Annotated in this window: 21 protein-coding genes; 10 read left to right on the top strand and 11 right to left on the bottom strand. The window is 56.5% G+C overall.

The window, feature by feature from the left end; translation table 11 throughout:
- Positions 1–295: 295 nt before the first annotated feature.
- Positions 296–1,573, top strand: a complete 1,278-nt coding sequence (locus AOY23_RS05720; protein ID WP_054178755.1) for a glycoside hydrolase family 10-like protein — start codon at positions 296–298, stop codon at positions 1,571–1,573.
- Positions 1,574–1,633: 60 nt separating this feature from the next.
- Here the strand turns inward: AOY23_RS05720 and AOY23_RS05715 are convergent, their stop codons facing one another.
- Positions 1,634–3,292: a methyl-accepting chemotaxis protein gene (locus AOY23_RS05715; RefSeq protein WP_054178756.1), complete on the bottom strand. Its 1,659-nt coding sequence runs from the start codon at positions 3,290–3,292 to the stop codon at positions 1,634–1,636.
- Positions 3,293–3,715: 423 nt separating this feature from the next.
- Between AOY23_RS05715 and AOY23_RS05710 the strand changes: the two genes are divergently transcribed.
- A complete protein-coding gene (locus AOY23_RS05710; RefSeq protein ID WP_054178757.1) occupies positions 3,716–4,108 on the top strand; it encodes a VOC family protein in 393 nt (130 codons plus the stop codon).
- A gap of 66 nt (positions 4,109–4,174) precedes the next feature.
- Here the strand turns inward: AOY23_RS05710 and AOY23_RS05705 are convergent, their stop codons facing one another.
- Complete coding sequence (locus AOY23_RS05705) at positions 4,175–4,750, bottom strand: DUF1349 domain-containing protein (RefSeq protein ID WP_054178758.1); 576 nt, start codon at positions 4,748–4,750, stop codon at positions 4,175–4,177.
- The gene (locus AOY23_RS05700) at positions 4,750–5,628 is read right to left on the bottom strand and encodes an NAD(P)-dependent oxidoreductase (protein WP_054178759.1); all 879 of its coding nucleotides are present in this window, start codon (positions 5,626–5,628) and stop codon (positions 4,750–4,752) included. The genes AOY23_RS05705 and AOY23_RS05700 overlap by 1 nt, the downstream gene beginning before the upstream one ends.
- A gap of 202 nt (positions 5,629–5,830) precedes the next feature.
- Here AOY23_RS05700 and AOY23_RS05695 point away from each other — a divergent pair, with 202 nt between their 5' ends.
- The 7 genes from AOY23_RS05695 to AOY23_RS05665 are packed head-to-tail and all read left to right on the top strand — an operon-like array spanning position 5,831 to position 12,310.
- On the top strand, positions 5,831–6,718 hold the full coding sequence (locus AOY23_RS05695; RefSeq protein WP_054178799.1) for a glycine betaine ABC transporter substrate-binding protein: 888 nt from the start codon (positions 5,831–5,833) through the stop codon (positions 6,716–6,718).
- A 9-nt stretch (positions 6,719–6,727) separates the two neighbouring features.
- On the top strand, positions 6,728–8,272 hold the full coding sequence (locus tag AOY23_RS05690) for an HAL/PAL/TAL family ammonia-lyase (protein ID WP_081005647.1): 1,545 nt from the start codon (positions 6,728–6,730) through the stop codon (positions 8,270–8,272).
- Positions 8,272–8,895: an ABC transporter permease gene (locus AOY23_RS05685; protein WP_054178761.1), complete on the top strand. Its 624-nt coding sequence runs from the start codon at positions 8,272–8,274 to the stop codon at positions 8,893–8,895. Before AOY23_RS05690 ends, AOY23_RS05685 begins: the two co-directional genes overlap by 1 nt.
- Positions 8,892–9,533, top strand: a complete 642-nt coding sequence (locus AOY23_RS05680; RefSeq protein ID WP_200906043.1) for an ABC transporter permease — start codon at positions 8,892–8,894, stop codon at positions 9,531–9,533. The genes AOY23_RS05685 and AOY23_RS05680 overlap by 4 nt, the downstream gene beginning before the upstream one ends.
- 4 nt (positions 9,534–9,537) lie before the next feature.
- Complete coding sequence (locus tag AOY23_RS05675) at positions 9,538–10,506, top strand: ABC transporter ATP-binding protein (protein ID WP_054178763.1); 969 nt, start codon at positions 9,538–9,540, stop codon at positions 10,504–10,506.
- The gene (locus AOY23_RS05670; protein ID WP_054178764.1) at positions 10,503–11,507 is read left to right on the top strand and encodes an ornithine cyclodeaminase family protein; all 1,005 of its coding nucleotides are present in this window, start codon (positions 10,503–10,505) and stop codon (positions 11,505–11,507) included. Before AOY23_RS05675 ends, AOY23_RS05670 begins: the two co-directional genes overlap by 4 nt.
- Positions 11,504–12,310: a phosphate/phosphite/phosphonate ABC transporter substrate-binding protein gene (locus AOY23_RS05665; RefSeq protein WP_054178765.1), complete on the top strand. Its 807-nt coding sequence runs from the start codon at positions 11,504–11,506 to the stop codon at positions 12,308–12,310. Before AOY23_RS05670 ends, AOY23_RS05665 begins: the two co-directional genes overlap by 4 nt.
- A 37-nt stretch (positions 12,311–12,347) precedes the next feature.
- Here the strand turns inward: AOY23_RS05665 and AOY23_RS05660 are convergent, their stop codons facing one another.
- The 5 genes from AOY23_RS05660 to AOY23_RS05640 all read right to left on the bottom strand — a co-directional run bounded on the left by AOY23_RS05660 (position 12,348) and on the right by AOY23_RS05640 (position 18,341).
- On the bottom strand, positions 12,348–13,889 hold the full coding sequence (locus tag AOY23_RS05660; RefSeq protein ID WP_054178766.1) for a DHA2 family efflux MFS transporter permease subunit: 1,542 nt from the start codon (positions 13,887–13,889) through the stop codon (positions 12,348–12,350).
- A 10-nt stretch (positions 13,890–13,899) separates the two neighbouring features.
- Entirely contained in the window at positions 13,900–15,087 is a 1,188-nt protein-coding gene (locus AOY23_RS05655) for an HlyD/EmrA/EmrK family protein (RefSeq protein WP_054178767.1), read from the bottom strand.
- Positions 15,088–15,114: 27 nt separating this feature from the next.
- Positions 15,115–15,570, bottom strand: a complete 456-nt coding sequence (locus AOY23_RS05650) for a MarR family transcriptional regulator (RefSeq protein WP_054178768.1) — start codon at positions 15,568–15,570, stop codon at positions 15,115–15,117.
- A gap of 106 nt (positions 15,571–15,676) precedes the next feature.
- Complete coding sequence (locus tag AOY23_RS05645) at positions 15,677–17,314, bottom strand: methyl-accepting chemotaxis protein (RefSeq protein ID WP_054178769.1); 1,638 nt, start codon at positions 17,312–17,314, stop codon at positions 15,677–15,679.
- Positions 17,315–17,507: 193 nt separating this feature from the next.
- The gene (locus AOY23_RS05640; protein ID WP_054178770.1) at positions 17,508–18,341 is read right to left on the bottom strand and encodes an SDR family oxidoreductase; all 834 of its coding nucleotides are present in this window, start codon (positions 18,339–18,341) and stop codon (positions 17,508–17,510) included.
- Between the two features lie 93 nt (positions 18,342–18,434).
- Between AOY23_RS05640 and AOY23_RS05635 the strand changes: the two genes are divergently transcribed.
- Entirely contained in the window at positions 18,435–19,337 is a 903-nt protein-coding gene (locus AOY23_RS05635; protein ID WP_054178771.1) for a LysR family transcriptional regulator, read from the top strand.
- A 5-nt stretch (positions 19,338–19,342) separates the two neighbouring features.
- On the opposite strand, the gene AOY23_RS05630 is transcribed toward AOY23_RS05635, so the two are convergent.
- Genes AOY23_RS05630 through AOY23_RS05620 form a run of 3 tightly spaced genes read right to left on the bottom strand, consistent with a single transcriptional unit; the run spans position 19,343 to position 22,742 of the window.
- Positions 19,343–20,986, bottom strand: coding sequence for a dipeptide ABC transporter ATP-binding protein (locus AOY23_RS05630; RefSeq protein WP_054178772.1), 1,644 nt, complete (start codon positions 20,984–20,986; stop codon positions 19,343–19,345).
- Entirely contained in the window at positions 20,983–21,801 is an 819-nt protein-coding gene (locus tag AOY23_RS05625) for an ABC transporter permease (protein ID WP_054178773.1), read from the bottom strand. The genes AOY23_RS05630 and AOY23_RS05625 overlap by 4 nt, the downstream gene beginning before the upstream one ends.
- Positions 21,801–22,742 (bottom strand): ABC transporter permease, encoded by a 942-nt coding sequence (locus AOY23_RS05620; protein ID WP_054178774.1) that lies wholly within the window; start codon positions 22,740–22,742, stop codon positions 21,801–21,803. The genes AOY23_RS05625 and AOY23_RS05620 overlap by 1 nt, the downstream gene beginning before the upstream one ends.
- Between the last annotated feature and the right edge of the window lie 7 nt (positions 22,743–22,749).

Raw genomic sequence — 22,749 nt, 5'->3', positions numbered from 1 at the left:
ACCGTTACGGCATTCCGATGGTAACCTTAAAGGCATTATGGTTATTGACGGGTATCAATGAATATTATTGGCCCCACCTATAGATGTAATAGGTTCCGGCTATCGTCTTTTTTGACGATTATTTATTGGATTTTATTGGAATTATTGCGAAGCCTGAGAATAATATTCCCTTGCTTTCGGAAGGCCAACGACGCATTGTACGTCACGGGATTTGGCTTAATCTGGAATTGAGAACTTGGAAAGTTTACGGTTTTCTCGCTGCATTTCGTCTTTAGCGATAGTTAAAAAACCCGGTATGCTTATTACCGCCGCACTGCTGTTAATAAGTTGCGCCTCCGCGCCGCCCACCTCACTCGTAACGCCTCTTCCTTCTACCGGGCAATGGCCTCAGCCTCAGTCTCCCTCGTCTCCGGCCACCGTTCGCGGTATCTGGCTGACCACCGTTTCGCGGCTCGACTGGCCGCCAGTGTCATCCGTTGAGGTCAGCAGCAGCGCGCTGCGCATCCGCCAGCAACAGGACGCGCTGAAAGCCAAGCTGGATAATCTGCAACAGCTCGGCATTAATACGGTTTTCTTCCAGGTTAAACCGGACGGCACCGCGCTCTGGCCGTCGAAGATTCTGCCCTGGTCTGATGTTCTGACCGGCACTATCGGCGCCGATCCAGGCTATGATCCGCTGCAATTCATGCTGGATGAAGCGCATCGTCGCGGTATGAAAGTGCATGCCTGGTTTAACCCTTATCGCGTTTCCACCAACATCAGTGCATCAACCATAACGAAATTAAACCGTACGTCATCACTGCGCCCGGCCAGTGTTTTTGTGGAGCACCGCGACTGGATCCGCACCGCAGGCAACCGCTTTGTGCTTGATCCGGGCATTCCCGACGTCAGAGACTGGATCACCAGTATTGTCAGCGAAGTGATTACCCGCTATCCGGTCGATGGCGTGCAGTTTGATGATTACTTCTATGCCGAGTCTGCCGATTCGCGGCTTAATGACCAGAACACCTTCAGACAATACGGGCAGCACTTTGCCAGTAAAGCCGACTGGCGGCGCAACAATACACAACTGCTGATTGAACAGGTTTCACGCACCATCCGGCAACAGCGACCTGGCGTTGAATTCGGCATCAGTCCAGCCGGGGTGTGGCGCAACCGGTCATTTGATCCGGCAGGCTCTGACACCCGTGGCGCGGCCGCCTATGATGAGTCTTACGCGGATACCCGTCGCTGGGTGCAACAGGGGCTGCTGGATTATATCGCGCCGCAACTGTACTGGCCGTTTTCACGCAGCGCCGCGCGCTACGATGTGCTGGCAAACTGGTGGGCAGAAGTAGTGAAACCCACTCACACCCGGCTGTATATCGGCATTGCGCTGTACAAAGTGGGTGAGCCGTCAAAAAACGAGCCGGACTGGGCCATTGACGGCGGCGTGCCGGAGCTGAAAAAACAGCTCGATCTGAACGACAGCAATCCGAATATTAACGGCACGATTTTGTTCCGGGAAGGGTATCTCAGTCAGCCGCAGACGGGATCTGCGGTGAGTTACCTCCGAAACCGCTGGGGCCGATAATATAAAACCGGCATGATGATGACAGCATGCCGGTTTTTTTATCCCTGATTATTGCGTCACTCAGAACGTTTCCCAGTTATCCCCTTCCGGTGCCAGTTTTTTAAACCGACCTGAGGCAGGTAAGTCCTTCTGTTCGCGGCGGGTGGTGTCCGGGCGAGTGATTCTCTTCGCGTGCTCACTCAGGCGGAACGCGCTGACCATCGCCTGCAACACCTGTGACTGCTCCTGCATCGAGGCTGCCGCCGCCGCAGATTCTTCCACCAGCGCCGCGTTCTGCTGCGTGGTGGTATCAATCTGTCCCATAGCGCTGTTGATCTGGGCGATACCGTCGCTCTGCTCGCGGCTGGCCTGGGCTATCTCTTCAATCAGCTGGCTCATGTTCTGCACGTTGGTAACAATCTCCACCATGCCGCCATCGGCTTTTTCAACCAGCGTGCGGCCGGTAGCGATGCGCGAGACAGAGTCATCAATCAGCTCTTTGATTTCTCGTGCCGCAGAGGCGCTGCGTTGCGCCAGCGTACGCACTTCACCCGCCACGACCGCAAAGCCACGACCGGACTCGCCCGCCCGCGCCGCTTCCACCGCCGCGTTCAGTGCCAGAATATTGGTCTGGAAGGCGATGCCGTCAATTACCTGGATGATGTCAGACATTTTTGATGACGAGTCGTAAATCTCCTGCATCTGCGAGGAGACTTCGCCCATCACCACGCCGTTTTGTTTCACCACCGTCGCCGTCTCGTTGACATAACGGTACGCCTGTGCGGTGTTCGAGGCCGTGTTGTTGATGGTGGAAGTCAGTTCTTCCAGCGTCGCGGCGGTCTCTTCCACACCCGCCGCCTGCTCTTCCGTGCGGGAGGCCAGATCGGTGTTGCCGTTGCTGATTTCAGACGCCGCCATCGCGATGTTATCGGCACCTTCACGCACTTTACGCACGGTATTGCTCAGGCTGTCCGTCATCTCCTGCAGGGAGAGCATCAGTTGTCCCAACTGGTCGCGTGATTCAACTTTCACCTCAATGCCCAGATTGCCGGAGGCCACTTCTTTCGCCACATGCACCGCGGCCTGCAGCGGACGGGTGATGCTGCGGGTAATGAACAATGCCACCAGAATGCCAGAAATAATGGCAATCGCGCCGAGGATCAGCAGCAGCTCAATGGCTTCAGAACCGTTGCCTTTAATGGAAACATCCGCTTTGTTGATCTGCGCTTTTTCATGTTCCCCCAGCGCCTTCACGGTGCGGGAGTAGATTTCCATTTCGGGGATGAGTTTCTCACGAATAAACGCGTTGGTGGCCGCGCTGTCGCCCTGTTGACTAAGGCGAATCGCATCCGCGCGCACCGCGATATACTGCTTTCTTTGCGCGCCAACCGCATCCAGCAGTTTTTTCCCCTCATCAGAGGCAATCGTCTCGGTTACTTGTTTCTGAATGACCGTGACACGCTGCGTCACTTCATTCATTCTGGTCTGAGCAAAGGTCTTGATTTCAGGATCGGCGGTGGTCAGCAGGGTAAGGCCCATCGCGCCGTTGTAATCGATTGCTGCACCCCACTCACTGGTGAGGCGTTCGAGCACCAGCAACCGGCCGGTAATCGTATCTGCATCTTTCAGGATACCGCTTAACTTAACAACCCCGGTAACAGCCATCATAATCATGAGGGCAAGAACGATACTAAAACCAGCGCCCATACGGGTACCAACACCAAAGTTATTTATTTTCATCTATTATCTCACGGTAAAGGTCGCTTTCTCTCTGCTCTCCCGTTGGAAAAATTTGAACAAGAACGGGTGCGCTCCCTCACGAACAGAGTTTTGTCTAACACATTGAATTTGATCATGTTTTAACGTGTCTATGTGATCTATCGGCGAAAAACGGTTTTACTTTACGTGCGATTTTACTCACAGATGACAGGTATTTTACCGCTTCATGTTGAAAGAAATCGCCGTATCTGACTGTTTTTTATGCAGAAATAATTGTGAGCGCGCTCGTTCATTTTTGTTGTTTTACCTCGCGGATAACAAAAAAAAAGTTAATGTCATGGGGTGCCGGAAAGGCAAAGTAATATCAATCTTAAAGTCAGATTATTAGCACTTAACGCCGATGTATGTTGATATATGGATAGCGAAATGAAAAAAGGAGGATTCATGTTTTCATATATTATGCTCGGCACCAACGACCTGCCCCGCGCGCTGCGGTTTTACGATCCGTTGATGGAGTTACTGGGATATCCGCAGGGCGGACGGGGTGAAGAAGGCGCGTCATGGGGAACATTCAAAGACAACCATACCACCGGGCTCTGCGTCGGCAGACCGTTTGATAAGCAAGAAGCCACGGTCGGAAACGGGGTAATGGTGGCGCTAAATGCCCGCTCGCCTGAGCACATTGAAGAACTTTATGCGCTGGCGATGCGCCTGGGCGGAACAGACGAAGGCGCGCCGGGACATCGTGCTTATTACGGCAACGGTTTTCACAGCGCGTATGTCAGAGATCCCGACGGCAACAAACTGGCGTTTGTTTATTACGCCGCGGCGTCCTGATTGTTTTTTTAAGCCAGACAGTAAAAGACCGCTTCATTCAGGAGGCGGTCTTTTGTTTTTTCGCGGTCAGGACAAATCATGCAGTGCGTTATCAAACGCTGGCGCGAGCAGAAAATCATCGAACCGCACCGAGAGCCCGCCGCGTTCCGGTGTGCAGCACATCACCCCTACCGTGCATTTGCCGGAGCCGGGGAAGTGCGCCAGCCGCAGCAATGGCCAGCTTTTGCCATCGGCTGAATACTGCAGCCGCAGGCTGTCGCCTTTGCGGGTCAGGCGCATCCAGAACAGATCCGCATTACCGGGGAACACCCCCGTTGCCCAGTCTGAATGCCCGAGCGTTAACACACTACCGATGGCCGGAGCACCATCGTTAAACTCGATACCGGCTTTTAACCAGTGCGCGTTATCCTGCATGAACATGATCCCGGCCTGATCATAAAGAGTGTTGAAATCCCCGCGCACCCTCACCTGGAAGGTGAAATCGCCGGTGACATCACAGCCGTAAAAATGCCCGGAAAAACGCGCAAAGCCGTACCAGGTTTTATGCCAGAAGTCGGTATTTTCATCTGTCGTCACCCATAACGTGTCGTCTTTACGCAGCCATGAGTGGGGTTCATTGATCCAGTAAAAATCCGCGTTCATCAGGCGTCCCCGGTTTCCGTTTTCAGGTACTGATAAATACTCGCCAGATCCTGTTCACCGTAACCTGCCTCTGCCGCCTGCTGCCACAGCGCAATGATGTTCTCCAGCGCAGGCAGTCTGGCGTCTCCGGCGGCATCTTTCGCCAGACGCGCGTCTTTCAGCGCCCAGATAAGGTGCATTTGCGGTGTGAAATCACCACCCGAAATCATATCGAGTTTCGCTTTGGCATAAGGCGCCGCCAGCGGCCCGCCCTCCAGCACGCTCCACAGATCGCTGGCCGTAAAACCCAGTTTCTCCGCCAGTATCACGGTTTCGCTCAGGCTCTGCATCATGCCAATCAGCCAGCTGTTGACCACGAGCTTCATCCGCGAACTGGCCCCGGCCTCACCGAGCCATACCTGGCCTTTGCTGATAGCAGAAAACACCTGTTCCGCCGCCTGCGCCCGCGAACGCTCGCCGCTGGCCAGGATCAGGATTTGCGCATTTTCGGCGGGGGCTTTGGTGCCTGAAACCGGCGCATCAATGAACACAACATCAGGACGCGCCTGTGCCAGTTGTGCCAGCAGCGCGTCGGTCGCCTCCACGCCGATGGTCCCCATCTGGCAAAGCGTCGCACCCGGTTTAAGCGCTGACTGCACCTCAGTCAGCACCTTTTGCGTCGTCTCGCCATCCGACAGCATGGCAATCACCACGTCGGCACCTTCTGCCGCCTGCACTGCGCTGTCTGACAGCGCCAGTCCCAGCGGTAATAAGTCCTCACCACGCGCCCGCGTGCGGTTCCAGCCGCGCACGGTAAACCCTTTTTTGAGCAGGTTGGCGGCAAAAGCATGCCCCATCGCCCCCAGCCCTAATACCGCCACTACAGGTTGCTGATTCATTGTTCTCTCTCCTTATTCGTTACAAGAACACTAACAGTGGATGGCGGCTTGCGGAAGCGGGAATCATAAACACCATGGAATACTCCCGTTTCCGTTATATGAAAGAACGAATTCCTATTTCGTCCGCCGTCAATGTGCTGCTAGCTTTGCTGGTTTGTATATACAAGTAAATTCAGGCATTTCATTTATGGGGACACCGGGGATGAACAGTAAAAAGAAACGTGTAACCTCCTGGCTTTTGCTGGGACTGGGGCTGGCGACCGCTCAGGTGCAGGCGGCTGATTTCGTGGTTGGCAGTAAAAACTTTACCGAACAATATATTCTGGCGGAAATCTATGCCCAGACGCTGGAACAGTCAGGACTTTCGGTTGAGCGCAAAACAAACCTGGGTGGGACGTTGATCGCCCACGCCGCGCTGGTGAAAGGTGAAATTGATATGTACCCGGAATATACCGGGACGGCGCTCAGCGCGGTAGTCAAAGGTAAACCCTCTTCCGACGCCGCCCAGGTGTTTAAACAGGTCAGCGACACCTATCAGCAGCAATACCATCTTACCTGGCTGCAACCTGCCCGCGTGAACAACGGCTACGCACTGCTGGTGAGTAAACAGACAGCAGAAAAATATCACCTGAAAACGCTTTCCGATCTCGCTAAAGCCGCGCCGGAACTGACTATCGGCGCAGGCGCGGAGTTTGGTGATCGCCAGGACGGCCTGAAAGGGCTGGAACAGACCTATGGCATCAAATTTAAAGCCTTCCGCCAGTTTGCCAAAGTCGGCCTGCGTTACGACGCGCTTGCCGCCGGGCAGATTGACGTTGCAAACGGCTTCGCGACCGACTGGCAAATCGCTGAAAATCAGTATGTGGCGCTGGAAGATGATAAACATCTTTTCCCACCGTATGAAGTCGCGCCGGTGGTACGCGATGCCGCCCTGCAAAAACACCCTCAGGTTCGCGAAATAGTAAACAACGTCAGCCAGTTACTGGATAACGCCACCATGCAAAAACTCAATGCCGAAGTGGAAAAAAATAAAGAAGAGCCGCGCGACGTGGCGGAAGACTTTTTGCGCGAAAAAGGCATCATCAAATAGGGCATGACCGTGGCAACGAAACTTATTCCGGGTGATGCGCCACTCACGCTTGAAGATGTGCGGGCGGTCGCCGACGGCGGTCAGATTGTCGAATATGGGGCACCAGCGCAGCAGGCTATCGGCGCGTCCTTTGATTTTCTGATGCAAAGCATCAGCGCCGGAGAGCGCATTTACGGCGTGACCACCGGGCTTGGCGCCAGTGTCGATACGACGGTATTGCACGCCCGGGATGGCCGTCACGATGAGGACCTGTTACAGGCGATTCAGCGACGGATCCCCCTGGCGCGGGCCGTCGGCGTCGGTCAGCAGGCAACCCGCACGCAGGTGCGGGCTATCATGCTGGCGCGCCTAGCGGGACTGGCGCAGGGTGCCTCCGGTATTTCCCTGCCTGTGGCGCAAACATTGCTGACTTTCCTCAACCTGGGGATTCATCCCCGCGTCCCGCTCATCGGGTCGATTGGCGAGGCGGATCTCGCGCCACTGGCGCATATCGGACGCGCGCTGGTCGGCGATGGCGAGGTTGAATACCAGGGCATGATGTTGCCTGCGTCCACCGTGTTGAACCAGCTTAACCTGACGCCCGCGCCGTTACGCGGAAAAGACGGGCTGGCACTGGTGTCATCCAACGCCGCCAGCGTCGGCCTCGGCGCACTGCTGCTTCTGGATATCGCCCGGCTGGTCAATGTCCACGCGGGGGCGATTGTGCTCTCGTTTGAGGCGTTTCGCGCCAATATTTCACCGCTCACCCCCTGGGCGGCGCACATGCGTCCCGCACCGCAACAGGCTGAAACCGCCGCATACCTGCTGACGCTTCTGGAAGGCAGCCCGCTGCTACAGCCCGGTGGCGCGCGCGCATTGCAGGATCCCCTGAGCTTCCGCTGCGTCGCGCCGGTACTGGCCTGCGTTCGCCACTATTATTTACTCGCCCGTGCGGCGGTGGAACTGGAACTCAACAGCGCTGACGACAATCCTGGTCTGCTGGCAGAGCCCGGGCTGGTGCTGGCGAATGCCAATTTTGATGCCACACATCTGGCGCTGGCGCTGGAAAGTCTGGGGATGGCGCTCGCGCGTCACGCCGCCTGCACTGGCGAACGGATCATGAAAATGATGTCCCCCGCCGCCAGTGGGCTGCCGCGCTTCCTTACGCGTCATGCCGGGCAAACCGGATTCGCCACGCTGCAAAAAACGGTTTCTGCGCTGGTGAGTGATATCGCACATCATGCCCAGCCGCTCTCCCCATTGACGATACCGGTGGCCGACCGGGTTGAGGATTACGCCTCACAGGCGATGGGCGTTATCAGTAAAACCGCGCGTTTGCTGGAAAGCCTGCGTTATCTGGTCGCCATTGAACTGCTGGTGGCGGCACAGGCGCTGGATCTGCAGGATGCCGCGCAACCGGGTCATTATGCAAAAGCGCTACACGGCAGGGTTCGCGCGCTGGTCGCGCCACTGGATGAAGATCGTTCCAGCGCTGATGACATCGCCGTACTGGCCAGGGAAATCATGCAACCGGAATGGCTCGTTGGTACGGCTCCGTTACTGGAGACCGCCTGATGCGATGGGTCACCCGACATTATGACGATATTCTGCTGGCACTCATGCAGCATCTGCTTCTGGTGGGGGTCGCGATGCTGGTGGCGTTCGTCATTTCGCTGTTTCTTGGCATTACGACCGCCCGTCGTCCGCGACTGTACGCGGTGGTACTGACCATCACCGGCACCCTCTTTGCGATTCCTGGGCTGGCGCTGTTCGCGTTGCTTATTCCGTGGCTTGGCATCGGTATTCTCCCGGCGATCGTCGGTCTGACGGCTTATGCGCTGATGATCCTGACCCGCAATATCGCCGCCGGTTTCCACGCCATCCCGCCGGAGGTCCGCGAAGCGGCACGCGGCATGGGATACGGTAAATGGCGCAATCTGCGTGAAGTGGAGTTACCGCTGGCGTTACCTTTTATTATCAGTGGATTACGCATTGCCACCACCACGCTTATCGGCATTGCCACGATTGCGGCCTATATCAATGCGGGCGGGCTTGGCGCGATTATTCTCGCCGGGCTGGATCAGCGTTACCCGGAGAAAATCTTTATCGGCGGCGGGCTGACATCGCTTCTGGCCATCGGCGCTGATGTGTTTTTTGTCCGGTTACAGCGACGCCTTGCGCTAAGGAGATGCCAGTGATAACACAAGCGTGGTTGTGGGTGCTGGAAAACCAACCGTTATTCTGGCAGGCGGTATGGCAGCATTTGATCATGTGCGGGCTTTCGCTGGGTATTGCCTTAATCATTGCTGTCCCGCTGGGGGTGCTGATTGCGAACACCCCTCGCCTCGCCTTTATTGTCACCAGTGGTACTGGCACATTGCGAACCATCCCCAGCCTGGCAATTCTTGCGGCAACCATGCCCTTTCTCGGCATTGGCCTGCTGCCCTCGGTCGTTGCGCTGGTGGTACTGGCTATTCCACCGATTCTGCTCAATACCTGCACCAGCATTCAGTCCATTGACCCGGATACGCTTTCCGCAGCGAACGGCATGGGGCTCACCCCCCGTCAGGTCACCGGCAAGATAGTTCTGCCTTTAGCGGCGCCCGGTATTCTCGCCGGATGTCGTACCGCCGCCGTCCAGGTGGTTGGCGGCGCAGCGCTGGCGTCATTTATCGGCGGCGGTGGGCTGGGGGATTTTGTCACCACCGGCATTGCCATTATGGATATGTCACGCCTTCTGGTCGGCGCGGTGCCCATCATTTTGCTGGCAATGGGTATCGAAGCGCTTTTCTCCCTGGTGGAGCGTTTGTTTTTTCAGCATATTCCAAAGAGTTAATGGCATGATTACACTGGAAAATATCAGCAAAATTTACCCGGGTTCATCACGCAAAGCGCTGGATGACCTCTCAATGACCTTTGAAGAGGGAACCACGACCGCGCTCATCGGCCCTTCCGGCTGCGGCAAAACCACCACGATGCGCTTAATTAACCGCCTGGAACAACCCACCTCCGGGCGGATATGGGTGAATGGACGGGATATTGCAACGGAAGATCCGGTCATGCTGCGCCGCCATATCGGCTACGTCATTCAGAACGTCGGGCTGTTCCCGCATATGACTGTCGCGGACAACATTGCCACCGTACCGCGCCTGCTGGGCTGGACGCCCTCACGGATTCAGGCGCGGGTGGAAGAACTGATGGAGCTGGTGGGACTGGATGCCCGGCAATACGCCCGTCGCTTTCCTGCGGCGCTGTCAGGTGGGCAACGTCAACGTGTTGGTGTTGCGCGGGCTCTGGCGGCAGATCCGCCGGTGATGCTGATGGATGAGCCCTTTGGCGCCATCGACCCGCTGGTTCGGGGACGTTTACAGAGCGAGTTTAAGCAGATCCTGCAACGCGTGAAAAAGACGGTCATCATCGTCACGCATGATCTTGATGAAGCCATCAAAATGGGCGACCGCATCGCCATCATGCGCGAAGGGAAGCTGTGCCAGTATGCTCCGCCAGCCGAGGTGCTCTCTTCGCCTGCGGATGCGTTTGTCGCCGCTTTCGTCGGCAGCGACGCCACGCTGAAACTGCTTGCCATTACCCCGGTGAAACAGGCGATGGAACCCGCCTTAACGACTCACCCGCACCAGCTTGAGGCCAGCGCCACACTGAAAGACGCGCTGGCGCTGATGCTGTCCCGACGCACCGACAGCCTCACCGTTATCGAAAACAGCGCGCCCGTCGGCGTATTAACCCGTGAGCAATTATTCGCTCACGTACAGTCTGATACCGATCATGTTATCAATGAGAGAAATGTATGACGCAACCCATTAATTTGACCTGGCTTAATGGTCCGGATGTTGATCAACTGACGTTGACGGACGAGGAAATTCTCACTGCGGTAGAAGCCGGACTGCTGGCGCAGGGGCAGAAAAAAACCGTTATCGAACCGCGTGTACATTTGATTCCTGATAAAGCGTTTAACGGCCACTTCAACGTCCTGCGCGGTTATATCGAGCCGCTTGGGCTCGCGGGTGTGAAAATTGTCGGTGATTATGTCGATAACTACACACGCGGCCTGCCCTCCGAAATGGCGTTGCTCAACCTGTTCGACCCACGCACCGGGATGCCCGTCGCCATCCTGGACGCATCAGCGATTACCGATATGCGTACCGGCGCACTGACGGCTCTGGGCGCACGCCATCTCGCCCGCCGTGACAGCAAAATACTGGGGCATATTGGTGCGCGGGGAACCGCATACTGGAATGTTCGTCTGCTCAACAGCATTTATGATTTCGATGAAATCCGCATCCACTCGCGTCGCCCTGAAAGCCGCAACGCGTTTGCCCGCCGTCTGGAGCAGGATCTCGGCAAGAAAATCATCGTAACGGATGACTGGGAAAGTTGCGTACGCGACGCAGATATTGTCGTTGAAGCTTCCCGCCTTAATGCACCGACGCCGTTGTTGAAAACCGCATGGATAAAGCCCGGTGCCTTTGTTGTGCCTTACGGCACCATGAGCGCCGTGGAACTGTCACTCACGGATATTATGGACAAACTGGTCGTGGATGACTGGGGGCAGTGCAAGGGCGGCATGTTTGGATCGCTGCGCGCCCATGTCGATGCGGGGAAATTAAGCGAGCAAACCTTGCATGCTGAGTTGGGTGACATTGTCGCAGGAATAAAACCGGGCCGTGAAAGCGATCGCGAAACCATTTTGTTCTGGCATCGCGGCCTGTCGCTGAGCGATATCGCGCTGGGACATGCGATGCTGGAGAAAGCGCGCGCCCTCGGCATTGGACAGGAATTACGTTACCGATGATCGTTAACGCGCGAATGTACTCTGTCACCCCGGCGACAACCGAAGGCTGGAAAGTGCTTCTTCGCGAGGTCGTGCGTCGTGCGGGCCTGACAGCAGAAATATTCGACTACCCTGCCCCGGCCAGGCTGGAAGGCTTATGGTCGCGCGCCGATCTGCTGGCGGTATTTATGTGCGGCTGGCCGTTCGCGCAGAAACGGTTTGCCGTGCAACCTGTTGTCGCGCCGGTAACGCGCATTGCCGCGGAGGAAGGGCTGCCGGGTCATTACCGCACCCTGTTTATCGTGCCGCAGGGATCCACCGCCCGGTGTCTGGAAGACACTTTCGGTGGGCGGCTGGCATACACCAATCCCGAATCCCACTCCGGCTATAACGCGGTGCGTTACCACCTGTCAGCGTATTTTAGTGAAACGAGGAAGCCGCTGTACCGTGAATGCACAGGGCCGCTGGTCACCCCACGGCGAGTCGTGGAAACACTCATCGCCGGTCAGGCCGATGTGGGTCCGCTGGACAGCTATGCCTGGTCGCTGTTGTGTCAGCATGAGCCGGAATTAATGCGCCAAATCCGCATACTGACACGTAGCGCCCCGGCGCCGATGCCTTTACTGGTGGCGAGTCAAACCGTTGACCCGCAGACCATTCAGGCACTACAAACCGCGTTTCTGACACTTAAAGCGCAACATGATGCCGCGCTATTACAGCCGCTGGCGCTACAGGGATTTATCGCACCGCCCGCCGACGCCTGGGACGTTGTTAATGATCGGGCGGAAATCGCCTTCGCCAGAGGTTACCAGACGTTATGCTGAGCACAACGGCAAGGACGCCCATTCACGTTTTAGTTCGTTAATGCCCCGACGCCGCAGGCGAGGAAGGCGCGCCGGAGCGGATAAACGGCGGTCGGGCAAACCAAATCACGATAATCAGCGCCATAAATCCCCAGCCCAGGATCCAGAAATAGTCGATAGTCGACATCATGTACGCCTGCTGCTCGATGGTTTTATCGACCGCCGCCAGGTGCTGCTGCGTCACGCCGCCCATCTTTTGCAGATAGTCCATCGCCGCCGGGTTGTAGACGGAAACGCTTTCCGTCAGGTTCGCATGGTGGAACACCTCGCGCCGCGACCAGATCCAGGTGGCCAGCGATGAAGCGAACGAACCGCCCAGCACACGGAAGAATGTCGCCAGGCCGGAACCTTCCGCCACTTCCACGCCATGCAAATTCGACAGCACGATGGTGGTGATCGGCATAAAGAAAAACGCCACGCCAATCCCCATGAACATCTGTACTTCAGCGATGGTACGAAAATCCACGTCAGTGGTGAACTGCGCACGGACAAGGCAGGAGACGCCCATCGCCAGGAATGACATTGTCGCCAGGAGCCGCAAATCAAATTTACTGGCGTAACGGCCAATAATCGGCGTCAACAGCAACGGCAAAAAGCCCATTGGCGCGGCGGCAAGTCCGGCCCAGATCGCGGTATACCCCATCTCAGTCTGCAACCATTGCGGCAGGATAAGGTTAATGGCGAAAAATGCCGCGTAACCCAGCGTCAGGGCCGTCGTACCGATGGCGAAATTGCGATCAGTAAACAGCCGCAGATTCACAATCGGGTGTTTTTCCCCCAGCTCCCAGATGACAAACGATACCAGTGCAATCGCCGAAATCACCGACATCACAATGATGGTCTGCGAAGCGAACCAGTCGAGATCGTTGCCTTTATCCAGCACCACCTGCAACAACCCGACGCCCAGTACCAGCAACGCAATGCCGATATAATCGATGGGCGCCGTCGTCGTGGTTTCTTCACGCGCACGCAGTTGCGACCAGACGGTGATCGCCGCAAAAATGCCGATAGGGACGTTGATATAGAAAATCCACGGCCACGAGTAGTTATCCGTGATCCAGCCGCCGGTAATCGGCCCGACAATGGGCGCCACCACCGTGACCATTGAGAGCAACGCCAGCGCCATACTGCGTTTACTGGCCGGGAAAATAACCAGCAGCAGCGTCTGACACATCGGGAACATTGGCCCGGCGAAAAAGCCCTGTAACGCGCGAAAGACAATCAACTCGGTCATGCTGTGGGCGAAACCGCACAGGAACGAGGTCAGGGTGAACAATATCACTGAGCCGGTAAAAAGCCTGAGTTGCCCGATGCGCCGGGTAAACCAGCCCGTCAGCGGCAGCGCAATCGCGTTGCACACCGCAAACGAGGTAATAACCCAGGTGCCCTGATCGGAACTGACGCCCAGGTTACCGGCGATCGTCGGCAACGCCACGTTGGCAATCGTGGTATCCAGCACTTGCATGAATGTCGCAAGCGACAGCGCGATGGTGGCAAGCAGCAGGCTGGGCGGCGTAAACGCTGACTTATCTTCTTGCATCACATTTCTCTTAGCGGGCGTTGGTCGCTACCACTTTGCTGTTGTCATGAAGGATTTTCGCCACCAGCCTGTCGGCCTGATCGAGCGCGTTCTGATAAACGTCTGTTCTGAAACGCGGTGCGGCAACGGTTTTCTGCGGCAGTAAATTGCCGTCGGCGTTGCGGATATCCACCCGGGCGAACATCGACAACCCCACGCGCAGCGGATGTTTCTGCATATCATGTGGATCGAGGGTGATTCGCACCGGCAATCGCTGGACGATTTTGATCCAGTTGCCGCTGGCGTTTTGCGCCGGTAACAGAGAGAACGCGCTGCCGGTGCCGATACCCAGGCTTTCAATCGTGCCGTGATATTCCACATCATCACCGTACAGATCCGCCGTGAGCGTGACTTTTTGCCCCAGACGCATGGTATTCATCTGGCTTTCTTTAAAGTTGGCGTCCACCCACACCTGATCCAACGGCACGATGGACATCAGCGTCGTGCCGGAATCCACCCGCATGCCTAACTGCACAGCACGTTTAGCGACAAAACCGCTGACTGGCGCGAGGATGGTGCTGCGCGCGTTATCAAGGAAGCGCTGACGCAGTGTGGCGACAGCGCTTTTGATTTCCGGATGGCTGTCGATGACAGTGTCATCCACCATCGCCTGGTTGGTTTTCAGCGCCTGCTCCGCTGCGGCCAGATCACTTTTTGCACTGGTCACGGCATCGCGATAGTGGGAGAGATCTTCGGCGGCAATCGCGCCGGTTGAGAAGATCTTCTGCCGACGCGCGTAATCGCTTTGCGCGGTTTGCAGGGCGACCTGCTTCGCCGCGACCTGTGCGCGATAGTTATCCGCCGTGCTGTACAGCCCACGTACCTGGCGCACAGTATTCGCCAGATTAGCCTCTGCCTGTTGCAGGGCGATTTCGGTATCGCTCGGATCAAGCAGGACCAGTGGTTGCCCTTTCACAACGTAATCGCCTTCATCAACGGTGACCTGGGTGACCGTACCGGCGATTTGCGGCGTCAGGGTCACCAGGTTTGCGTTAACGTACGCATCGTCAGTCGTTTCATAATAGCGGGCGTAAAGCAGATACCATGCCAGGCATCCCGCGCCGATCAGCAGCAGGATAACAAACAAAATACCGAAGTTACGTTTGCGCTTACTGGGCTTTTTTTCTGGTTGTGCAGATTGTGCAGATGAAGTTTGCATCTTTGTCTTAACCTTTTTCAGGACAACTTAGCGATGTGGCTGGATGACCTCGTCCGGCAACATTTTTATCAGAAGTGCTTCAAGTTGCCGGGACTCCCCGGCGGTGAGACGAGCGGTCAGCAGGCCAAGAATCGAGGCCAGCGCCTCATTCTGAAAACGGTCGCAAATGGCCCGTCCTTTTTCGGTCAACGCCAGGATGACCTGCCGTTTATCTTCCGGATTTGGGGTTCGCACGATCAGTTCGCGCTTCACCATCCGTTCAATCATGCGACTCATTGCTCCGGCGTCCATCAACAGATTCTTGCTGATTTCTACCGGGCTGGTGAAACCTTTATAGATACTTATCAATACCTTGAACTGAGCGGCAGTGATGTCGATGGCGGAGAAATACTGGTTAATCAACTGATCTTTAAACTGGCTTGCCAGATGAATCAGCAAGCCGAGGTGAAGTTTGATATTGGGAGTTTCTGTAGGGGTAGTCATAATACTTGCCTGATCAGTAATTGCATTTGAAATTACTGACCAGGCATTTAGTTGTCAATACACGTTGCTGAAAAGCGCAAGTTTTGCCACTTATCAGCCCGATGGATTAGAAAGCCACCCACTCGTTTTCGGCTGCCGCTGGCTTTGCGGTACCTTTAGCAGGAGGCGTGGCTTCGCCAGCGGGCTTCGCGATGAGTTCATTGTCGGCAAGACGGAATCGGGCAACCGCTTTTTGCAGTGTTTCAGTTTGCCCTTCCAGCGCGACGGCTGCGGCGGAAATCTGCTCAACTAACGCAGCGTTCTGCTGGGTTACGCTGTCCATTTCACTGACCGCCACACCGACCTGCGAAATCCCTTTGCTTTGCTCGTCGGTGGCAGACGCGATTTGCTTCATGATTTCCGTGGTATCGGATACCGCTTTCAGCACTTCCTGCATCGTGCTGCCCGCTTCGCCGACCAGTTCCGTCCCGCTGCCCACGCGGCGAACCGAGTCGGCAATCAGCGTTTCAATCTCTTTCGCTGCTTCGGCGCTGCGGCTGGCAAGGTTACGGACTTCCCCGGCCACGACGGCGAAACCTCGTCCCTGCTCGCCCGCACGGGCGGCTTCCACCGCCGCATTCAGCGCCAGAATATTGGTCTGGAATGCGATGCTGTTGATAACACTGGTTATCTCGCTAATTTTCTTCGAGCTTTCGGAAATGCCTTCCATGGTGATCACCACATCCCCCACCAGCTTGCCGCCCCGGCTGGCGGTCACTGAAGCTTTCTCCGCCAGGCTGCTTGCCTGACGCGCATTGTCGGCGTTGAATTTCACCGTCGCGGTCAGTTGTTCCATGCTGGCAGCCGTTTCTTCCAGCGAAGCGGCCTGTTCTTCGGTACGGGAAGAGAGATCGTTATTCCCGGAGGAGATTTCCGCCGCCCCGCGATAAATATTTTCCGTACCGCTGCGAATGGTGCTTACCGCTTCGCGCAGGCTGCCCTGCATTTCAGCCAGTAACGGGAACAGCCGCCCGATGCAGTTGTTACCGAAAAACTCAACCGGCTGGCTTAAATCCCCTTTGGCAATCACGGTAAAATGATGGCGAATGCGATCCAGCGGTTTCACCAGAAACTTCACCAGATAACGATCGGTAAACAGCAAAATAAGCAGGCCGATGACAATCGCCGTCACCACCGTGATTTTCATTATCTGCGTCAGGCTATCCATCGCGACGCGGGTCCTGTCCAGCTTCTCGTCGGCGACCGCGGTGAATTTATTGGTGCTGGCGCCAAACGCGCGGCTCAGTTCCGGGGTGACCTGGGTGGCGTGCCGACGATAGTCGCTGCTGTCCTGCTGCGCGAGCTGCATCTGCACCACCACGCCGTCATCCAGCAACTTCTGCCATTTTTTCAGGACATCGGCGGAAACGTCCGCGTCCATCGGGCCGGGCGAGACGCTTTTCAGCCGTTCTAACTGCGTTTTCATGTTATCCAGCGCTTCCTGCACCGGTTTAAAATCCGTGGCTTCCCCCGCCGCTTTTGCCTCCATCACGCGGGAAAGACGGGTGACAAAGCGGAAATATTGATCGTTCCCCTTACTCAGCATGGTTAATTGCGCGACCAGTTCACGATCAACGATATTGCCATCGCTAAGTTTCGTCAGCGAATACGTAGTAAATACTCCGACCGCAGACCAGAGCAGACAAAACAGCCCCAGTACCCAGAGCATAACGCTGCGAATAGTGAAATTTTTGAACAAGCCCATAGATATTACCCTTACGTGTGAATCGTGGTTGTTATCCCGCTATTGCCGGGCGTCAAAGGGTTATCGGCAAAACCACGAAGGGCAATTATCTGTTGATGATGAATTTTTTCGGAAGGCTCACAAAGTTGACTTTGGCGTGACATATCCGTCATCGGCCTCATGCTGACTCAGAGCCCCGAAAATACTCCCGGGCTTACGCATCCTTGTCCGTCTTCAGGGTCACCGCGCGGGTCGCCTCCAGAACCTGCAACCGGCCATTCAGCGCCTCGCGAATAGAGTGATAAGCCTTACTCCCCAGCGCCAGACGGAACGGGGGCTTTTCCGTATCCGCAGCAGCAATTATCGCCCCGACGGTTTTAACCGCATCGCCATTGATGCCGATACTGCCGTCAGCCAGCCCTCGGCGCACCTCACCGGCGGGGGTATTCTCATAGCAGGCCATCGGCTGGGCGACATCCAGACCACTGGCGAAATTCGTCGCCGTCGGGCCGGGTTCGGTGATAAGAAAATCGATACCGAAAGGCGCCACTTCCTGGGCGACGGATTCAATAAATCCTTCGATACCCCATTTGGTGGCGTGATAGAGACTGAAATTCGGCCAGGCGATTTGCCCGCCCTCTGATGACACCTGAACAATTCGCCCGCCCCCCTGCTGACGCAGATGCGGCAGTACAGCGCGAATAAGCTGGATTGATCCGGTGAGATTGGTGGCAATCTGACGCTCAATCTGGGCGTCGCTGACCTCCTCCGCCGCACCGAAAAGCCCGTATCCCGCATTACTGACCAGCACATCGATACGCCCGGCAAGGTCGAATGCCTGCTGCACGACACTGCGTATGGCCGCGGTATCCGTGACGTCCAGCAACAGAACATGGAGCTGCCCGCTATAACGCACCAGCAGATCATCCAGCGCGCCGGGCTTACGCAGAGTGGCAATCACGTTATCGCCGCGCGCCAGCAGGTGCTCCGTCATCAGACGTCCGAGACCGGTTGAGGTACCGGTAATAAACCAGGTTTTATTGTTCATCGCACTCTCTCCAGAAAATTGTTAACTCACCAGTACAGGTTATGGCACGATGATTGGAATGATAAGACTCAACAAATGGCATAAAGAGGTGAAATGAAATCACCAATAAAAACCCCGACGTTTTCCGATCTGAAAGCCTTTATGGCGGTAGCGGAGCAACGTAGTTTTCGTCGCGCAGCGGATTTTTCCGGTGTGACCCGCTCAACGTTAAGCCACGCTATTCGCGGGCTGGAAGCGCGTCTGGGCGTTCGCCTGCTGCACCGCACCACGCGCAGCGTGGCGTTGACAGAGGCCGGAGAAGAGTTGCTGCGGCGCATTTCTCCTCATCTGATGGGTCTGGAGCAGGCACTGGAAGAAGTGGCGGATACCCGGGGACAGATGCTGGGTACGCTGCGTATTAATGGCGGGCAGGAAGCCATCCAGTTGCTGTTGCAGACGATTGTGCCGGAGTATCTGGCACGTTATCCCGGCGTGTCGCTGGATCTGGTGGTGGATGGCCGGCTGGTGGATATTGTCGCCGAAGGGTTTGATGCGGGGATCCGGCTGGCGGAAGATGTTCCCGCTGATATGGTGGCGGTGCGTTTTGGCGGTGATGTCCGCTTTCTGGCCGTCGCATCGCCGTCCTATCTGGCGCAGCACCCTGCACCCGCGGTGCCGGACGATCTGGTACATCATCACTGTGTTCGTCAGCGATTACCCAGCGGCAAACGCTACCGCTGGGAGTTTTCCCGCCACGGGCAGAGCATCGCGGTGGATGTTCCCGGAACACTGACACTGAACAGTTCACCGCTCATGGTGTGTGCGGCAATTCAGGGACTGGGGATCGCCTACGTCCCGGATGTTCATGCCCGGTCTGCGCTGAAGGATGGCAGGCTGGTCACAGTACTCGAACCGTGGTGCCCGCCGATTCCCGGTTTATGCCTCTGGTTTCCGGCCAACCGGCATATGCCAGCCAGCCTGCGGGCACTGATTGACATCATTAAAGAGCAGGGCTGATGCCATCATGCAGGCTGCTGCTGGAGCTGATATCCGCCGTGATCCAGGGGTTTCAGGATCGGCAGGCAGCGCAGTAGCCGCTGGGTGTAGGGGTGACGCGGGTTATCCAGCACATCGTCACTCCAACCGCTTTCTACCAGTACGCCTTTTTCCATCACCAGAATACGATCGGCAACCTGTTCTACGGCCCCGAGATCGTGGGTGATGAAAAGACAGGCGAATCCATAATGGTTCTGTAGCCGTTTTAATAGTTGCAGGATCTGTTTTTGTACCGTCATATCGAGGGCCGATGTCGGTTCATCAGCGATGATAAACGCAGGACGGCGAATAATCGCCCTGGCGATAGCCACTCGCTGGCGCTGCCCTCCTGAGAGCTGATGCGGATATCGGGTTAAAAACATTTCCCCCAGACCCACTTCATCAAGCACTTCGCGGACTCGTTGTTCGCGGGCGCGCCGGTTCATGGTGTCAATCAGCAGGAGCGGCTCTTCGAGGATTTGTGCGATAAACATCCGCGGATCCAGAGAGGAAAACGGATCCTGCTGAATCATCTGGCATTCGCGACGCCAGGTGGTGAGCAGTTTCTTATCGGCATTGCTGACCAGATGTCCACGAAACGCCAGCGTTCCACTGCTGGCCTTTAACATGCCGGCAATCAGTTTACCGATGGTGGTTTTACCCGAGCCACTCGCCCCTACCAGCGCGACTGTCTCTCCCGCACGCACGTTAAAGCTGACGCCCTGCACCGCCTTCGTTACGGATGCCGGGCGAAACCATCTTTTATGACCGCTGTAGATAATTTCAACATCCGTCAGGGCAATCACGCTTTCCGCCGTCAGTAATCGTTGCCGGTCCGGGGCGGGCTGGCGCACCGGTAATGCTTCCAGCAGCCGTCGCGTGTAGGGATGCTGTGGTGCCGCCAGCAGATGCTGACTGCTGTTCTGTTCAACCAGTTCCCCCTGCTCCATCACCATGATGCGCGAGGCATAGCGCGCCACCATCGATAAATCATGGCTGATGAGGATCACCGCGCTGCCCTTCTCCGCCGTCAGCGACAGCATCAGTTCCATCACTTCATGCTGCACAAGCACATCGAGCGCTGTGGTTGGCTCATCGGCAATGATCAGTTTCGGCTCCAGCAGCATCACGGCGGCAATCATGACCCGCTGACGCATGCCTCCTGAAAATTCATGAGGGAAACGGCCAAGCAAACTGGCGGCATCCGTTAAGCCAACGCGCTCCAGCATGGCGATAATTTTTCCACGCCGCTCGCGTTCAGTCAGTTGAGTGTGCAGCACTAACCCTTCATCCAGTTGACGGCCGATGGTCATCGCCGGATTCAGCGACGTCATCGGCTCCTGGAAGACCATGCCAATGCCTGCGCCGCGCAGACTCCGCAACTGTTCCTGGTCAAGCTGCTGCAAATCCTGACCGTCGAAGATCAGCGAATCTGCGAGGCTGGTGATGCCGGTGGGTAATAATTTGATTAAAGAGCGCATCGCCAGCGTTTTTCCACTGCCTGACTCTCCCACAACGGCCAGCACTTCGCGTGGCGCCAGCGAAAAAGAGATGCCTTTCACGACGTCACGTTCTGCCGCATTCACCCGCAGGTTAGTCACCTGCAACAAAGGCGTCGGGTTATTCATCATTGCATCCTCGGGTCGAGATAGTCGCGTAACGCATCACCAAGCATATTGACGCCCAGTAATGCCAGAGAGATACAGATCCCCGGCAGCAGCGCCAGCCAGGGTGCCTGTGCCAGATAATTGCGGCTGGCCGCGAGCATATTGCCCCAGGTCGGTTCCGGTGGCGGCACGCCAAGCCCTAAAAAGGAGAGCGCGCTTTCAGAAATCAACACCCAACCGAGCATCGACGTTGCCAGTACTGTCAGCGGCGCAAGACAGTTCGGCAACACGTGCTTGCGAAGAATGGTCAGTTCGTTATGCCCCATAATTCGCGCCGCGGCGACAAAGTCCGCTTCACGCAGCCCCATGACGGTTCCGCGCACAATACGCACCACTGACGGCGTATAAGCCAGCCCCAGGGCGAGAATAATGCCGTAGCGGTTATTACCGAGGATACTGAGGAGTCCCAGCGCCAGAAGGATGCCGGGGAACGCCAGCAGTGTATCGGTTATCATCATGATGACCCGATCCACCACGCCCCGCAGATAGCCGCTAATCAGCCCGAGGACAATACCGGCCAGCAGCGCGAAGCTGACTGTCACCAGAGAGATGGTCATGCTGGCGCTGGCCCCGGCCAGCAGGCGGCTGAGTACATCACGGCCATATTCATCTGTGCCGAGCAGGTACTGCGTGCCGGGCGCCTGCAGGCGTGCCAGGATGTTAATCCGGCCAGGATCAAACGGCGTCCAGAAAAAGCCCACCAGCCCTGCCAGCACGATGACGCCAATCAACGTCATGCCGACCAGGGCATTGGGCGCAAGCGCTATTCGTCTTTTCATCAGGCGGAAACCCTCGGGTTAAATAGCGGGTAAAGGGCGTCAATCAACAGATTGGTCAGTACGTAGAGCGTGGCGATAAATAGCATGCAGCCCTGGATCACCGGGTAATCGCGGGCGTAGATGGCATCAACCAGCAGTCGCCCCAGGCCGGGAAGGCTGAAAACCGTCTCCGTTACCGCGACGCCGCTAAGCAAATTACCGAGCGTTAAGCCAATCAGTGTCCACGTCGGACCGAACGCATTAGGAAATACATGACGCGACAGTACGGTACGCTCGCGCAGCCCCTTGGCGCGGGCGTGGGAAACGTAATCCAGCCGCAGCACCTCCAGCGTACTGGCACGCATCATCCGCACCAGCGCCCCTATCTCGACCAGCACCAGCGTCATTACCGGCATCAGCAGATACAGAACGCCCGCTTTCAGGTTATCGCTTAACGATACGTACCCGACCACCGGCAGCCAGCCCAGTTGCAGTCCGAACAGCAACAGGATGAGTAGCCCCATCCAGAAACTTGGAATGGACAGCAAAAAGGTGGAGAACATGACCAGCCCGGTATCCAGCGATGAGTTCTGTTTCCACGCCGCCAGCATTCCGGCAGGCACGGCGAGCAGCGAGGCGATCGCAATCGCCGCCAGCACCACGCTCAGCGTCACGCTGAAGCGTTGCAGGATAAGCGGCAATACGTCCTGGCCGCTTTGAATCGAGTGACCAAAATTGCCCTGCAACACGTTGCCAAACCAGATAATGAACTGCTGGACCATCCCCTGATCCAGCCCCATGCTATGGCGCAGATCAGCGAGGCTCTTTTCCGTCGCCATATCGCCCAGCATCAACAGTGCCGGATCCCCCGGCACCATGCGGGTGAGCAAAAAGACCAGTACCGTCACCAGCAGCAGCGTGGGAATGGCGGTCATAATACGGGTAAGCAGGAACTGCAGCATGTGCGTC

Origin of the sequence: Trabulsiella odontotermitis (assembly GCF_001297775.1) — a bacterium.
Classification (GTDB): Bacteria; Pseudomonadota; Gammaproteobacteria; order Enterobacterales; family Enterobacteriaceae; genus Trabulsiella; species Trabulsiella odontotermitis.
This window is presented reverse-complemented; position numbering and strand designations above follow the sequence as displayed.

What these genes read in the sequence shown, in the direction of transcription:
- AOY23_RS05720 (WP_054178755.1), top strand. Translation starts at nt 296, where the DNA reads ATGCTTATTACCGCCGCACTGCTGTTAATAAGTTGCGCCTCCGCGCCG.
- AOY23_RS05715 (WP_054178756.1), bottom strand. Translation starts at nt 3,292, where the DNA reads ATGAAAATAAATAACTTTGGTGTTGGTACCCGTATGGGCGCTGGTTTT.
- AOY23_RS05710 (WP_054178757.1), top strand. Translation starts at nt 3,716, where the DNA reads ATGTTTTCATATATTATGCTCGGCACCAACGACCTGCCCCGCGCGCTG.
- AOY23_RS05705 (WP_054178758.1), bottom strand. Translation starts at nt 4,750, where the DNA reads ATGAACGCGGATTTTTACTGGATCAATGAACCCCACTCATGGCTGCGT.
- AOY23_RS05700 (WP_054178759.1), bottom strand. Translation starts at nt 5,628, where the DNA reads ATGAATCAGCAACCTGTAGTGGCGGTATTAGGGCTGGGGGCGATGGGG.
- AOY23_RS05695 (WP_054178799.1), top strand. Translation starts at nt 5,831, where the DNA reads ATGAACAGTAAAAAGAAACGTGTAACCTCCTGGCTTTTGCTGGGACTG.
- AOY23_RS05685 (WP_054178761.1), top strand. Translation starts at nt 8,272, where the DNA reads ATGCGATGGGTCACCCGACATTATGACGATATTCTGCTGGCACTCATG.
- AOY23_RS05675 (WP_054178763.1), top strand. Translation starts at nt 9,538, where the DNA reads ATGATTACACTGGAAAATATCAGCAAAATTTACCCGGGTTCATCACGC.
- AOY23_RS05670 (WP_054178764.1), top strand. Translation starts at nt 10,503, where the DNA reads ATGACGCAACCCATTAATTTGACCTGGCTTAATGGTCCGGATGTTGAT.
- AOY23_RS05665 (WP_054178765.1), top strand. Translation starts at nt 11,504, where the DNA reads ATGATCGTTAACGCGCGAATGTACTCTGTCACCCCGGCGACAACCGAA.
- AOY23_RS05660 (WP_054178766.1), bottom strand. Translation starts at nt 13,889, where the DNA reads ATGCAAGAAGATAAGTCAGCGTTTACGCCGCCCAGCCTGCTGCTTGCC.
- AOY23_RS05655 (WP_054178767.1), bottom strand. Translation starts at nt 15,087, where the DNA reads ATGCAAACTTCATCTGCACAATCTGCACAACCAGAAAAAAAGCCCAGT.
- AOY23_RS05650 (WP_054178768.1), bottom strand. Translation starts at nt 15,570, where the DNA reads ATGACTACCCCTACAGAAACTCCCAATATCAAACTTCACCTCGGCTTG.
- AOY23_RS05645 (WP_054178769.1), bottom strand. Translation starts at nt 17,314, where the DNA reads ATGGGCTTGTTCAAAAATTTCACTATTCGCAGCGTTATGCTCTGGGTA.
- AOY23_RS05640 (WP_054178770.1), bottom strand. Translation starts at nt 18,341, where the DNA reads ATGAACAATAAAACCTGGTTTATTACCGGTACCTCAACCGGTCTCGGA.
- AOY23_RS05635 (WP_054178771.1), top strand. Translation starts at nt 18,435, where the DNA reads ATGAAATCACCAATAAAAACCCCGACGTTTTCCGATCTGAAAGCCTTT.
- AOY23_RS05630 (WP_054178772.1), bottom strand. Translation starts at nt 20,986, where the DNA reads ATGATGAATAACCCGACGCCTTTGTTGCAGGTGACTAACCTGCGGGTG.
- AOY23_RS05625 (WP_054178773.1), bottom strand. Translation starts at nt 21,801, where the DNA reads ATGAAAAGACGAATAGCGCTTGCGCCCAATGCCCTGGTCGGCATGACG.
- AOY23_RS05620 (WP_054178774.1), bottom strand. Translation starts at nt 22,742, where the DNA reads ATGCTGCAGTTCCTGCTTACCCGTATTATGACCGCCATTCCCACGCTG.